This is a genomic window from Bradyrhizobium sp. HKCCYLS20291 (assembly GCF_051167715.1).
Taxonomy (GTDB): domain Bacteria; phylum Pseudomonadota; class Alphaproteobacteria; order Rhizobiales; family Xanthobacteraceae; genus Bradyrhizobium.
In genome coordinates this window covers 460685-475802 of sequence record NZ_JBNPTO010000001.1, presented here as the reverse complement: position 1 = coordinate 475802, position 15118 = coordinate 460685, and the positions used below count along the sequence as shown (strand labels likewise).

6 protein-coding genes are annotated in these 15118 nt (G+C 64.8%); all 6 read left to right on the top strand.

The genetic code is table 11. The annotated features are described in order from the left end of the window. The first annotated feature begins 2 nt into the window (after positions 1 to 2). Complete coding sequence (locus ACQR07_RS02230; RefSeq protein WP_434900732.1) at positions 3 to 1943, top strand: HlyD family type I secretion periplasmic adaptor subunit; 1941 nt, start codon at positions 3 to 5, stop codon at positions 1941 to 1943. 59 nt (positions 1944 to 2002) lie between these two features. Next, positions 2003 to 4138, top strand: coding sequence for an autotransporter strand-loop-strand O-heptosyltransferase (locus ACQR07_RS02225; protein WP_434900731.1), 2136 nt, complete (start codon positions 2003 to 2005; stop codon positions 4136 to 4138). Positions 4139 to 4660: 522 nt separating this feature from the next. Further along, positions 4661 to 7942, top strand: a complete 3282-nt coding sequence (locus ACQR07_RS02220; protein ID WP_434900730.1) for a beta strand repeat-containing protein — start codon at positions 4661 to 4663, stop codon at positions 7940 to 7942. 162 nt (positions 7943 to 8104) lie between these two features. Then, positions 8105 to 8293: a hypothetical protein gene (locus tag ACQR07_RS02215; RefSeq protein ID WP_434900729.1), complete on the top strand. Its 189-nt coding sequence runs from the start codon at positions 8105 to 8107 to the stop codon at positions 8291 to 8293. A 223-nt stretch (positions 8294 to 8516) separates the two neighbouring features. After that, positions 8517 to 10262 (top strand): hypothetical protein, encoded by a 1746-nt coding sequence (locus tag ACQR07_RS02210; protein ID WP_434900728.1) that lies wholly within the window; start codon positions 8517 to 8519, stop codon positions 10260 to 10262. A gap of 266 nt (positions 10263 to 10528) precedes the next feature. After that, complete coding sequence (locus ACQR07_RS02205; protein ID WP_434900727.1) at positions 10529 to 14749, top strand: sulfotransferase; 4221 nt, start codon at positions 10529 to 10531, stop codon at positions 14747 to 14749. Positions 14750 to 15118 lie beyond the last annotated feature (369 nt).

Sequence of the window (15118 nt, the reverse complement as noted above, 5' to 3'; positions counted from 1 at the left end):
CAATGAAACACATCAACGACTTCAGGCCGTTCGACGATGATGAATATGTGCGACCGAAGACCCGAGCGGTCGGTCCGCAGGGCGATGCGCTGATTCTCGAGCTGCAGCGCCTGCAGGGGGCGTTCGACGACGGTTCGGATGAAGACCCAAGGGACCGACGCGGCTCACGCGACGGCGGCAAGAAGCGCCGGCGTCCGCCGCCGTCGCAAGCCAGGCCCAAGCCGCGCTCCAAGAAGGGCAGCACGATGGGCCGCGCGCTGTCGCTGTTCGGTCTGGGCGCACAGGCGCCGAAGCCGCGCCGGGGTGAAGGCATCCGCGAGATGGACTGGCAACAGCCTGCGCCGATGCGGACCTATGAGCCGGAGTTCGGCCAACCCCAGCGCAATGTCCCCGCGCGCACGCCGGGCAACAATGGCAACGCCCTCGTCGATGTGAGGGATGCGCGCCGCGACGGCGGCTTCAACGGCGGCGCTCCGCGTTCGATGGGACAACAGAATCTCCCCGCCCGCTTCGAGCACGTGCCTGCCGTTCCGCAAACCGGAGTCCGTCGCCTGGTCGGCACCGCCGGCACGGCATTGACCACCGGCATGACCTTCATCGCCGCACAGGGTACGGCCGCCGATCTCGACGACGACTCGGACGAATCGCTCGTGCCGCGCGTCGGCCGCATGTTCGAGAACGAGTTGCGTCTCGGCCTGCGTGTCCTGCTCATCGCGGGAGTTCTCGGCGGCGGCTGGCTGACGCTGGTGCCGCTGGCCGGCGCGGTCGTCGTGCCCGGCAATCTTGTCGTGCAATCCAACGTGAAGGCCATTCAGCATCCGACCGGCGGCATCATCGCCGAGATCAAGGTCGACAACGGCAAGCGCGTCGCCGCTGGCGACCTGCTCGTCCGGCTCGATGCGACGCAGAGTCAGGCCCAGCTGCAATCGATCACCAAGCAGTTGAACGAGCAGCGCGCCAGGATCGCTCGCCTGTCCGCCGAGCGCGATGGTCTGGAGCAGCCGGAGTATCCGTCGACGCTGACCTCACGCGCCGACGATCCGAACGTTCGTGCCGTCATCGCCTCGGAAAACGCGTTGTTCAAGGCGCGTGCCGTCACGCGCAAGAGTCAGAAGGAATTGCTGCAGGGACGAATCGTGCAGCTCAACAACGAGATCGGCGGCATGGAGTCCCAGCTCGACTCGAAAAACAAGCAGATCGACCTGATCAAGGGCGAACTGGCGGGCGTGCAGGACCTCTACGACAAGCGGCTTGTGCCGCTGACGCGGCTGACGACGCTGCAGCGGGAAGCCGCGCGAATCGACGGCGAACGCGGACAGCTGGTGTCGAGCGTCGCGGAAACACGGTCGAAGATCAGCGAGGCCGAGTTGCAGACTGTAAAGGTCGATCAGGATTTCCGCAGCGAGGTGGTGAAAGATCTCAGCGAGTCGCAGGCCAAGGAAGGTGACCTGGTTGAAAAGAGCGTGGCCGCACGCGATCAGCTCGACCGCATCGAGATGCGCGCACCGAACTCCGGCACCATCCACCAGCTTGCGGTCCACACCATCGGCGGCGTCATCAAGCCCGGCGAAACCATCATGGAGCTGGTGCCCGAATCGGACGAGCTGCAGGTCGAAGGGCACGTGCAGCCGAAGGACATCGATCACGTCCACACCGGACAGGACGCGATGGTGCACTTCAACGCCTTCAACTCGCACACGACGCCGAAGTTGAGCGGCCAGGTCTCGTTCGTGTCGCCCGACATCACCAACGACCAGCGGACCGGGTCCACCTTCTACACGGTCAGGATCACGCTGCCCGACGAGGAGCGCAAGCGGCTCGGCGACGTCAATCTGAAGCCGGGCATGCAGGCCGAAGTCTATGTCCAGACCGGCAGCCGCACGATGCTCAGCTATCTGATGAAGCCGGTTCTCGATCAGTGGCGCCGCGCCTTCGTGGAGTGATTTGGGCCTGACGAACCGCGGTCTGCGATGCCCGTCGCAGACCGCATCAGCACCCTAGCATGAACGTCGCACATATTCCCCGCACCTCGCACCAGACGATGGTGCCGACAGCCGAGAGCGCCCAACAGGGCGCCGAGACCGGCGCGTCTGATCGCGCGGGCAAGCCGCGCCTGCCGCCTCCGGCGGCCGTGCCGACCCAGGATGGTCCATACGGGCTTCGCTTCGACTTCAATGACGGCTGTCGCGTCATGCTGCCGGACAACGGACGGGCCTGGCGCGTCCGGATGAGCGATCGCGAGACCGGGAACGTCCTGTTCGACGTCGACCTTCGCGCCGGACACGTCAACAGCAGCAAGCGATACTTCGTCCCGTTCAGGCTCGAGGTCTGGTCGCAGGACGAGCGTCTGCTGTGTCACGACTACGATGCGAGCGAACGCGACGTCCTGATTCAATTTCCCGTCGGAACGATCGGCGACATCATCGGCTGGATCAGCTACGCCGTGAAGTTCAAGGATCGGCACGGATGCCGGCTGACTTGCGCCATGGGCGAGACGCTCATCCCGCTGTTTCAAGGCGCCTATCCGGACATCACGTTCGTGACTCACGAGGCGGTGCAGGCGGAGCGGTTTTATGCGACCTACTCCGTGGCCCTGTTCTTCGACGATGCGGAGCTCGTTTATCAGCCCTGCGATTTCCGCCAGGTCGGACTGCATCGGCACGCCGCCTATGTTCTCGGCGTCGATCCGGCCGAGCAGCCGCCGCGGCTTGCGGTCGCCGACGACAGCCGTCCGATCGCCGAACCATATGTGTGCATCTCCGTCCAGGCGACCACGCAGTGCAAGCATTGGAACAATCCCGAGGGTTGGGATCGCACCGTGGCCTTCCTGAGGGCACGCGGCTATCGGGTGATCTGCATCGACCAGCACCCCGTCCGCGCTTACGGATCGTATCGAACGCAGATCCCCGCCGGCGCCGAGGATCAGACCGGCGATCGGCCCCTGCTGGAGCGCGCCCGATGGCTTCGACATGCTGCGCTGTTCGTCGGGCTTTCCAGCGGTCTGTCGTGGCTGGCATGGGCCGCCGGAATCCCGGTCGTGCTGATCAGCGGCTTCTCCCACCCCGTCAACGAGTTCACGACGCCCTATCGCGTCATCAACTATCACGCCTGCAACGGCTGCTGGAACGACCGCAGCCATCGCTTCGACCACAAGGATTTCCTGTGGTGTCCGCGGCTGAAGGGCACGCCGCGCCAATTCGAATGCACCCGCCTCATCACCCCCGAGCATGTCGTGGCAACGTTGCTGCGCATTCCCGGCTTGAGAGGCGGCCAGCCGTCCGATGCGCAAGCACGCCCCTCGACTGAGGACGATGCGCGCGAACGACCTCCAGGCGACGCCAAGCCAGACCGCTTGCTTGGGACACATCCACCACGCATGCGCTCGGGTGACGAACCGCTCGCAATCAGCACGCTGCTCGCAGGCGACTGCGGCGACGTTCACCACGGCGGTCTGGCTGTTGGGCTCACGGTCGGCGCCGGCAGTATGCTGGATCAGGCCGCAGCGCAAATCGCAGCAGGCGACCGCGCTGCGACCAGCGGCGACGTGGCCACCGCGCTCGAATACTACAAGCAGAGTGCGGCCATGGTTCGGACCTTGACCGAAGCCGATCCCGACCACGTGGGCTTCCAACGCAAATTCTCGGTCACGTTGAACCGCATTGGCGCCATTCTGTTCGTGCAGCGCGACCTGGAGCGCGCCCAGGCGGCGTATGCCGCAAGCCTTGCCGTCACCCAGCGGCTCCACGCCGCCCAGCCCAACAATTCAGCGTTCAAGCAGGATCTGGTCTGGTGCCACGCGCTGCTGGCGGACGTGCTGGCGGCTCAGGACCGGCACCAGGAAGCGTTCGACCACCGCCGCGCGAACGCTGCGCTGACGACGCAGATGGCCGCTCTCGCTCCGACCGACCCCACGCTGCAACGGGCTCTCGTCACATCCTATCAGAACCTTGCCGATGCCCTCGTTGCTCTCGGCAATTACGATGGCGCACTCGCGGCCTACCGCGTGAGCCTGGGCCTGATTCAACGGGCGCTGAGCGTCAACGCTCAGGATGCAGCGTGGAACCAGCTCTACACCACGCTGCTGCAGAGAATCAGGACCGCGCTGCAAATCCAACGTCAGGCCGCGCCGCCGTCCTGAGTCGCGGAGCGCGCCATTGGCGCTTGCCTCGCATCTCTTCGGATCCTCACGGTCGTCGCCCGAAACATCTGCGACTCTCACGAAAACAGTGCATGTCCGCCGCGCCCTGCGGCGCGCGCCCAAATTGCCTTGACGCTCTGCTGCGCTGGCGAGAAGCGGGCAGCATCTTGACGAGATGATGCAGTTCGCGTCAGATTGACGCAGCCCGCAATTGGGCTTGCCACCGGATTTCAACCACTTGCTGGCCGCTCGAGGCCTCCCGGTCACAGCTCCGCGATGCCCGAACATCAACATAATTGCGGGCAGCCCGACGCTTCTTTTGGCCTGATTTCTGCGACCAAATAGCACAGTGCGACAAACTAGCGCGCGACAGATCATCGCGCGGCAGAAGATCGCACACACGCGAAGCGCAGCTCGGATGCGTGCCGCGTGCGGCGGCAGGGTCGATGCAATCCGCATCGTCTGGCCAGTTCCAATACGGGGCCCTGCCGGGCGTCGGATGAACTTGGGGAGAGATGATCCATGGCGAACAACACCTTCAACCCGACGGCCCTGGCCAATGGAACGTCGAACCTGCTGGTACGCGCGTCTGCGCTCAACATGTCGACTGACCTCGTCCAGGCGGGCGTGGTGTTCAACGATGCAGTCCGCGCCTCGCTCGGCCTGTTCTCGCAGGCCGGTAGCGGCAACTCGAATCCCTTCCTCGGCAGCTACACCACCGATATGCACGCGGTGCAGAATGACATTGCCGCGATGCTCGCCAATCCGGGACAGGTGACGCTCGGCGGCCAGACCTTCACATTGAACGCAACCGACACCGCGGTTCTCACCAATGTGCAGGCGCAGCTCTCGACCTTGATCACCGCCGCACAGCAGACCACCAACGCTGCGATGATCAGCGCCGCCGATCAGACGCTGCACGCCGTCCAGCAGGAGATCCTGCAGGAGATCAACGGCGACGCGCATCTCTCCGGCGCCTTGAACAAAGTGACGTTCCTGGCCAACACCGGCGGCCAGGACGTCGCCTTCCAGAATACACCCGCTGGCGCCGATGATGCGGCAACGCTGGCCGCGGCAACCGCGGGCAACACGCTCAAGGACGTCGGCCTTGTGTTCAACAAGGTCGTCGATCTCGCCTCGGGCGGAATTCACACCGGAAATCTGCAGGAGGTCACGACCGACCTCACCGCGATCTCGCAAGGCCTCACCAACATCCTGAACAACAAGACCCAGCTCGCTCAGATCGAGAACGGCGAGACGGCGAACGCTGCAGCGCTCACGACGATTCACCTGCAGACGGTGCTCGGACAGATCAACCTCGAGCTCAATCAATACGCCAAGGCGGAAACGACCGGCAACCAGGCGGCGTTGCGCGGCACGGCCGACAATCTGCTCGACAGCATCGACATCATCCAGGGCGACGCCAATCTGAACATGGCGGCCGGCGGCAACGGCATGCCGGGCCATGCCGGCGGCTTCGCGGAGGATCCGGGCGGATTGACCGGGACGGTCACCAAGTTCCAGGACAACCAGGCGCAGACCAATTTCTGGGCCGCCTTCCTCGCCGAAGCCAACACCATCAACGCCACCCTGCAGAAGATCTCGACCGGCGGCGCGCAGGCGAGCGCTGCGCTGGTCACGCAGATCCAGAACTACCAGCAGTTCGGTGCCAATTTCGACGCCGCCCAGGGCAATGTCTTCCGCGGCCGCTTCGACAACGAGCTGCTCAGCGGCACGCTCGAGGCCGACACCGCAGCCGCGGTGAAGGGCCTGCAGGGCATTCTCAACGGCGACACCGGCGCAGCACTCGCCGCCGACAAGGCCGCGATCAACGCTGCTGGACAAGGCTTCGCGGCCGACGCGATGGACGTCTCCGGCAACAACATCGCAATCGGCGGCGCGACCTACGTCGGATCGGCGACGACGGTCTCCACCGCCACGTCGGTGCACGGCCTCGCCCAAGGCACGATCCCGGTCACGGCCACGCCGAACATCGCCAATGGCACCGGCGGCACGACGTCATCCACGACCACGCCGGCGCCAGTTGCCGTAAACTTCAATCCGACCGCGCTCGCCAACGGCACGTCCAATCTGCTGACGCGTGCCACCGCGATCCAGCACTCGACCGACCTGGTACAGGCCGGCGTCGTCTTCAATGACGCGGTTCGCGCTTCGCTCGGCCTCTTCAGCCTCGCGAACAGCGGCAACTCACCCGCCTTCCTCACCAGCTACCAGGCCGACATCACGGCGGTGCAGACCGACATCGCGGCGATGCTGGCCAATCCCGGCCAGGTCACGCTCGGCGGCAAGATGTTCGCACTGAACGCGACCGACACGGCCGTTCTCACCAATGTCGAGGGCCAACTGGGCACATTGCTGCAGGCCGCAGGCCAGTTTGCAAACGCATCGACGAGCGCCGCAGCCAGCCAGACGATCCATGCGCTGCAGCAGGAGATCCTCGGAGAGATCCACAACGACGCGCATCTGGCCAATGCGCTGAACAACGTCCCCTTCCTCGCCAACACCGGCGGCATGGACGTGGCCTTCCAGACCTCACCCGCCGGCGCGGACGATCCGGCGAGCCTCGCTGCGGCTACGGCGGGCAACAATCTCAAGGACGTCGGTCTCGTCTTCAACAAGGCCGTCGAGGTCGCTTCGGGCGGCATCAACACCGGCAATCTTGCTGAGGTCACCGCGGACTTCACCGCAGTTCAGCACGGATTGACAGCAATCCTCAACAACCAGACCCAGCTCGCGCAGATCGAAGCCGGCGAAACTGCCAATGCAGCAGCGCTGACCACGGTCCATCTGCAAACGGTGCTCGGCCAGATCAACCTGCAGCTGACCAAGTACGACCAGGCCGCGACCACCGGAAATCAGGCGGCGTTGCGCGGCACCGCCGACAACCTGCTCGACATCATCGATATCGTGCAGAACGACGCCAACCTCAACACGGCTGCGGGCGGCAACGGCGCTGCCGGCCATGCCGGCGGCTTCGCCGAGGATCCGGGCGGACTGACAGGCACCGTCACCAGGTTCCAGGACAACCAGGCGCAGACGAACTTCTGGGCGGCGTTCCTCGCTGAAGCCAACACCATCAACGCAACCTTGCAAAAGGTCGCAACCGGCGGAGCCCAGGCCAGCGCGGCGCTGATCACGCAGATCCAGAACTACCAGGCGTTCGGTGCGAATTTCGATGCCGCACAAGGCGCCGTGTTCCAGGGCCGCTTCGACAACGAGCTGCTCAGCGGCACGCTGGAGGCCGACACCGCGGCAGCGGTCAAGGGCCTGCACGGCATCCTCAACGGCGACACCGGTGCCGCGCTCGCAGCCGACAAGGCTATGATCAACGCCGCAGGCCAGGGCTTCGCGGCCGATGCGATGGACGTCTCCGGCAACAACATCCCCGTCAATGGCGGCACCTATGTCGGCACCGCGACAACGGTCTCGGCGGCGACCTCAATCAAGGGCACGGCGCAGGGCACCATTCCCGTCACAGCAACACCGAACCTCGCCAATGGCACCGGCGGCACCGCAACCGCGGGGACGACCGCCGGGGGTGGCGGAACGGCTGGAGGAGCCGGTGCGGCCGGCGGTACGGCGGCAGGGGGCGGAGCGGCCGGGAATGGCGGTACGGGAGCTGGCGGCACGACAAATGCGGGTGGCGCCGCCGCCGGCAACAACCACACGCATAGCAGTCACTGTCACCACGACGACCACAGCCACAGCTCACATATGGACCAGGCTGCGGCTCCCGCTCCCGACATGTCGCACCACCTGGCGATGCATCACATGTGGGCGTGAGACGGACCGGCCGATGACCATCGGCCGGGCCCGCCGACCGCAGCACCGACGAACGCTGTCGCGAGCTATCCACCCGAGCCGGCGCTCTCGAAAATCAGACCGACACGAGAGCCACGGAGGAAGGAGAAACCAGTTTGGACATCGACCTCGGATGCGAGACTCATGCTCGTCCCGTTCCGCCTCGCTCCGACCTTCAGCAATGGAACGTTTCTAATGAAGGCCGGGAAACGCGGCGCAACAAAAGGGCAACTTCTTGTCTGGACCGTGCGCCGAAGCGTCGCCCAGATGGGGTGTTGCAAGGATGCCACGACTGAAATCAAGGAGTTAGAACTCTTCTACGTGCCGCCGTGACCTCGCTGCGACACCGGGCGCATGCCCGAACAACATCATATTTGAGGACTCCGCGGCGCTTCTTTTGGCCCCATTGGAGCAAATAATTCCCAGGTGCTTCGAGGCTGCGACAAATCGCCCGCTCCGCGCTGAGTGAACGAGACGTCGTAGCCCGATCAACGCCCGCGTGCTGCCACTACGCCAAGCAGCAGACGCCGGGTTGAAACTTGGGGAGATTGATCTAATGGCAGCCAATACCTTCAACCCGACGGCGCTGGCGAATGGCACGTCCAACCTGCTCGTTCGCGCCTCCGCGCTCAACCTGTCGACCGACCTCGTGCAGGCCGGCGTCGTGTTCAACGACGCGGTTCGTATTTCGACCGGACTGTTCTCGACGCCGCAGAACAGCGGTAACTCCAATCCGTTCCTCGGCAGCTACACCACCGATCTGCATGCCGTGCAGAACGACATCAACGCGATGCTGGCCAATCCCGGCCAGGTCACCGTGGGCGGCCAGGCGTTCACGCTGAACGCCACCGATACAGCGGTGCTCACTCAGGTGTCGAACGAGATCACCACGCTGATCAACGCGGCACCCAACACAGCCAATCCGGCGACGCTCGCCGAGGCCGACCAGACCCTCCACAACGTGCAGATGCAGATCCTGGGGCAGATCCACGGGGATGCGCATCTTTCGGCCGCTCTCAACGGCGTTCCCTTCCTGGCCAATACGGGCGCCATGGACATCGGGTTCCAGCCCCTGACTGTCGGCAACGACAGCGCCACCAATCTTGCAGCTGCAGCGGCAGGCGATCTGACGGCCATCGGAACGGTGTTCAACGCCGTCGCGACCCTGTCGATGGGCGGTATGAGCGCCAACAACATCAACCAGGTCCAGGCTGATTTCACAGCCGTGACGCAGGGCCTTCAGGCGATCCTGAATGACCCGGCGAAGCTCGCCGCCCTCGAAGCCGGCCAGACCGCCGTCGATGCGCAAACGACGACACTGCATCTGATGACGCTGCTGAGCCAAGCAAACCTTCAGCTCAACAACTATGATGTCGCCGAGACGATGGCCAGTCCGACGGCGCTGCGCGGCTCGGCCGACAACATCGTCGACATGATCGACGTGTTTCAGAATGATGCGACGCTCAACAAGGCGGCGGGCGGCACCGGCATGCCTGGACATGGCGGCGGCTTCGCGGAGGATCCGGGCGGGCTTACCGGAACCGTCACGAAGTTCCAGGACAACCAGGCGCAGACCAATTTCTGGGCGAACTTCCTGGCCGAAGGCAATACGCTCGGCGCGAAGCTGGTTGCAGTCGCCAACGGAACGGGAACGGCGTCACAGGCCCTGATCGACCAGATCACGAATTACCAGAACTTCGGCGCCGCGTTCGATATGGCGCAGGGCGCGGTGTTCAAGGGTCGGTTCGACGACGAGCTCGCCGCCGGTGCTCTGCAGTCCGACACCATCATGGCCACGAAGGCCCTCATGGGCATCATGAACGGTGACACGGGGGCGGCCCTGGCAACCGATCAGGCGATGCTGAAGGCTGCGGCCGCGAACTACATCGGCAATGCCGGCGACATCGCAGGCAACAACATCGCAATCGGCGGGTCGGCCTACGTGACGTCGGCGACGAGCTTCGTGACGGCGACTGCAGTCAATGGCATTGCCCAGGGCACGGGCATGCCGGCGGGCGCCAACCCGAACATCGCCAACGGCACCGGCGGAGCGGCCGCCGCTCCAACCACGCCGGCACCGACGACACCGGCGCCGACCACTCCCGCTCCGACGACGCCGGCTCCGACGACACCCGCTCCGACGACCCCGGCACCGACCACTGGCAACACCAACAACATGCATCACCACCACTGCCACAACAGCCACCACACGGCAGCAGCTGCGGCGGCTGGCACGGCGGCGGCAGCGACCGCGGCTCCCGACATGTCGCATCACCACGCGATGCATCACATGTGGGCCTGACGCCTCCGCAAGACGACCGACAAAAGCCGGCGCAGACCCCTCGGTCTGCGCCGGTTTCGTTGCGTCCAGAACGCGCCAGCGATCTCGTGGAAGACACTGGCATTCACCGGCTGCATCGACCCGCAGCCCAGATCGGGTTGCGCTCCCCACCGCAGCCGGCTGGAACGTTTCCAAACGATCGACCGGTATCGGCGCACACCAAGCCTCCGTTTCGCTTCATTCCGCCACGACAACTCCTTCCGTCGAACAATCAGCCAGTTGTGATCATGAACGAGCCAGCACTCGCCTTCCGTCCCCGACTCGTGTCCGCAGCAACCAGCTCCAGCGCGACAATCCCGTCCCCGATCGACAGCCGCGCTCTGAAGGTTGCCGAGGACGCCTATCGGAAAGTGCTTGCCCTCCAGCCCGGACATTTCCGGACCCTGTGCAGCCTCGCGACCGTACGCCTGCAACTCGGCGACGCGCAGGAGGCGCGAACCCTGCTGGACAGGGCCGCGGACGCGACAGGCGACTCGGCAGACCTGCACTTGACGGTGGGAAAGGCGTTTGCGGGATTGGGCGACCTTGCCAAGGCGACATCCCATTTCGCGCGCGCTGCTGCGCTCGACGAATCCTCCGTCGAGCCTCGCCTGCTGCTCGGCGGCGCGCTGTACGGCCTGGGCGATCCCGCCGCCGCCGTGCAGCACCTCGAATTGGCGCTTGCGATCGATGGCAAGAACCCGGACCTCCACCAGGCACTCGGACTCGCCCTGCAGCGGCTCGGCCAGTTCGAGCGAGCGTTGTCGCACCATGAGGCTGCGCTTGTGGCGAGGCCACAATTCGCAGCGGCAGCCGGTAGCCTCGGTGATGCCAGCCGGCAGCTCGGCCGCCATTCCGAAGCGATCGGCCACTATACCCGCGCGCTCGGCATCGAACCCAAGATGCCGATGGTTCTGCTCAATCTCGGCGGCTGTCATCAGGCGATGGGGGAGCTGGATGGGGCTATTCGTGCTTTTCAGCAGGCGCTCGCGCTGAACCCTCATCTCGCCGAGGCGCACTACAATCTCGGCAATATCCACCTCGACATGAAGAGCTGGCCTGGAGCGATTTTCCATTTCGAGCGCGCCGTCACTCAGCGGCCGGATTTCCCCGAAGCCCACAACAACTTCGCCAATGCGCTGGAGTCGTTGGGCCGGCGCGAGAAGGCGCTGTCGCATTATGACGAGGCGCTGCGGTTGCGGCCGGACTACGCCATGGCCCACCGCAATCGCGCCGACTCGCTGCGCAACGCGCAGCGATACGACGAGGCCATCGCCGGATATCAGGCCGCTCTTGCGCACGATCCGCGCGACACGACGACGATGAACCATCTTGCGGGAGTCCTGACGATCGTCGGCCGGCTCGACGAAGCCGCGCGGGCGTATGAATCTGCATTGGCGGTCAACCCGCGCAGCATCGGCACTCATCTCAACTACAGCGTGGTCAAGCCATTCGTGATCGACGACCCGCGCTGGGCGCCGCTGCAGGAGCTGGCAGCGAACTCCGAGACGCTCACCGAGGACGCGCGCATCGCCCTGCACTTCACGCTCGGCCGCGCGTTTGCCGACATCAAGGACGGCGAACGGTCGTTGCTGCACCTCAACGCCGGCAACGGCCTCGAGCGCCGCCGCATCAACTACGACGAGAACCAGACGCTGCGCCAGATCGAGCGCATTCGCGCCGTCTTCTCCAAGGACCTGCTGCAGGCGCGCGCCGGCCACGGCGATCCATCCGAGGCGCCGGTGTTCGTGATCGGCATGCCGCGGTCCGGCACCAGCCTGGTCGAACAGACGCTGGCCAGCCATCCTGCCGTGCATGGCGCCGGCGAGGTCAACTACTTCGCAGCTGCGGTGGCGAACTTTACGGATCCTGCCCGCGGCGACTATCCGGAGATGCTCGCCAAGTTGTCCGATGCCGACATCATGACCTTGGCCCGCAGCTATCTCGACCGGTTCAGCAGCCTGCCGGCCGATACGCGTCGCGTCGTCGACAAGATGCCGTCGAACTTCCTGTTCGCCGGACTGATCCACCTGGCCCTGCCGAATGCGCGGATCATTCATGTCCGTCGCAATCCGATCGACACCTGCCTGTCCTGCTATACCCAGCTGTTCGCAGAGCCGCAGCCCTTCGCCTACGACCTCGCCGAACTCGGCCGCTATTACCGCGCCTATGACGCGCTGATGAGTCATTGGCGGACGGTGCTGCCGGAGGGCGTGCTGCTGGAAGTGACCTATGAGGACATGGTGCGCGACTTCGAGGCGCATGCGCGCAAGATCGTCGCGCATTGCGGACTGGCATGGGACGATGCCTGCCTGTCGTTCCACGACAATGACCGCCCGGTGAACACGGCCAGCCTGGTCCAGGTCCGCAAGCCGCTGTTCTCCGGATCCGTCGGCCGCTGGCGCATGTATGGCGACCGGCTCAGGCCGCTGCTCGATGCTCTCGGCAGCCAGGCGGTGCGTCCGACGATCGCCGAGGCGGTCGCGGGCGTGGCGCAGCCACAGCCCACGAACGTCGCTCCGCCCGTGGTCACGCCGACGACGGAGTCGCACCCGTTCGACGCGACGCGGCTGGCGTCGCTGCAGACGCTGGCCGACGGGGTCGTCGCCGTCGCCAAGAAACTGCAGAGCCGCGGCGAGACCGGTGATGCCGAGCAGATCTTCAAGCTGATCCTGGCTGGCCAGCCGACGAATTTCGATGCTCTCGTCGGCCTCGGCATGATCTCGACCACCTTCAACCGGCTCGACGAGGCCAAGGATTATTTCCAGCGCGCAGCCGCGGTGAACGACAAGTCCGCCGAAGTCCATGGCAGCATCGGCGCCGTCGAAGGCTCCGCGGGCAACTACGACGCTGCGGTGAAACACTACGAGACTGCACTGTCGTTGTCGCCGAGCCATCCCGGCATTCTCTACGGCTTTGCGATGGTCCGGCAGAGCCAGGGACTGATCGACGAGGCGATCGCGCTGCTGCTCAGGGCGATCGACAACAAGCCGCAGCACCTCGATGCGCATTTCGCGCTCGGCAACCTGCTGTACTCGGCAGGAAAGGACATCGAGGCGGCGAGACACTACCTCAAGGTCCTCGACTTCAGCCCGGAGCACGCCGAGACCCACAACAACATTGCCAACGTGCTGCTGCGCCAGGGCCATCGCGAGCGCGCCATCGAGCACTACAAGCGCGCGCTGGCCGGCCGGCCCGATTATGCCGACGCCTACGGCAATCTCGGCAATGCGTTCCTGGAGCTCAACCGGCTCGAGGAATCGATCGAACAGAATCTCCTGGCCATCAAGATCAAGCCCGAGCGGTTCGGCTCCTACAACAATCTCGGCGTCGCCTACCAGGCGCTCGGCCGCTTCGAGGAGGCGACCGCCGCGTTCCAGAAGGCCCTGGAGCTCGCACCTGACGACGCGCCGATTCACCTCAATCTGGCGAACATGTCGAAGTTCAAGCCGGACGACAGCCGCTTGCCCCCGTTGCGGAAGCTGATCGAGCGCGCCGATCAGCTCGACCAGGAGAAGCAGATCGCGGCCCATTTCGCGTTTGGCAAAGCGCTGTCAGATCTGAAGGACTACGACGCCGCTTTTTCGCATCTGCAAACGGCCAACACGCTCAAGCGCCGGACCTTCGACTACGACTCCGGGCAGCGGCTCGCCATGATGGAGAACGTCGCCGCCCGCTTCACGCCCGAGTTCTTCCGTTCGGTCGCGGGGCATGGCGACGACTCCTGGGCTCCCATCTTCATCGTCGGCATGCCGCGCTCCGGAACAACCCTGATGGAGCAGGTGCTGGCGAGCCATTCCAAGGTATTCGGCGCAGGCGAGCTCGAGACCTTCAAGGACCTGGTCGGCGAATGCGCCAGCCGGCAGAAGGTCGTTCCGAACTACCCGGACCTGGTGACCCTGCTGCCGCCCGAGGAGATGACGAATCTCGGACAGGAGTACACGGCACGCGTTCGCGCGCTGGCGCCCGAGGCCGAGCGCATCGTCGACAAGATGCCGCTCAACTTCCTGTTTGTCGGAATGATCCACGCCGCCTTCCCGCGTGCGCGCATCATCAACACACGACGCGACCCGCTCGACAATTGCGTATCCTGTTACTCGCTGCTGTTCACGGGAGCCCAGCCCTTCGCCTACGACCTGACCGAGCTCGGCCACTATTACAGGGGCTACGAGGGCGTCATGGAACATTGGCACAAGGTCCTGCCGCCGGGCATCCTGATGGATGTGCAATATGAGGATCTGGTCGACGATCTCGAAGGCGTTTCTCGCCGCGTGCTCGCCCATTGCGGGCTCAACTGGGAGGACGCCTGCCTCGACTTCCATCAGACCGAACGCACCGTGCGAACCGCGAGCCTGATGCAGGTGCGTCAGCCGCTGTATCGCGGCTCGATCGGCAGCTGGCGGCGTTATGAGAAGCATCTCGGGCCGCTATGCGCGGCCCTCGGCATCGACCATCCGCCACATGCATAGACAACGAAGGCGCCGGCAAATAACCGGGTGCTCTGGCCCAGGGATCGGTGACAGGCGAGGCACCCGGCTATCCGGCCGCGCGGCGGAGCGGCTTATGCAGTGTGACCGAAGGCCTTTAAGAAATTATCCTCATCATACGTGCTGCTCCGCACGAACTACGAAATTTTCCTGCAATCAGAAGTTGATTAGTTGCAACTGACAATAGTCAAACGCCGCACGTTCGTAAACCGGCCCATTGCGCAAACCGGCCACCCCGCCCGATCTGATCAGTCCACAGTCGGTCGTCAGCTACATAGCCCTGCGCTGCCAGCGCCTGCGACGACGGCGGTCGAGGCCAATTGATCGATATGAAGCCGGTCCCCGACCGGC

Coding starts and splice junctions, on each gene's coding strand:
- ACQR07_RS02230 (WP_434900732.1), top strand. CDS start 3: ATGAAACACATCAACGACTTCAGGCCGTTCGACGATGATGAATATGTG.
- ACQR07_RS02225 (WP_434900731.1), top strand. CDS start 2,003: ATGAACGTCGCACATATTCCCCGCACCTCGCACCAGACGATGGTGCCG.
- ACQR07_RS02220 (WP_434900730.1), top strand. CDS start 4,661: ATGGCGAACAACACCTTCAACCCGACGGCCCTGGCCAATGGAACGTCG.
- ACQR07_RS02215 (WP_434900729.1), top strand. CDS start 8,105: ATGCTCGTCCCGTTCCGCCTCGCTCCGACCTTCAGCAATGGAACGTTT.
- ACQR07_RS02210 (WP_434900728.1), top strand. CDS start 8,517: ATGGCAGCCAATACCTTCAACCCGACGGCGCTGGCGAATGGCACGTCC.
- ACQR07_RS02205 (WP_434900727.1), top strand. CDS start 10,529: ATGAACGAGCCAGCACTCGCCTTCCGTCCCCGACTCGTGTCCGCAGCA.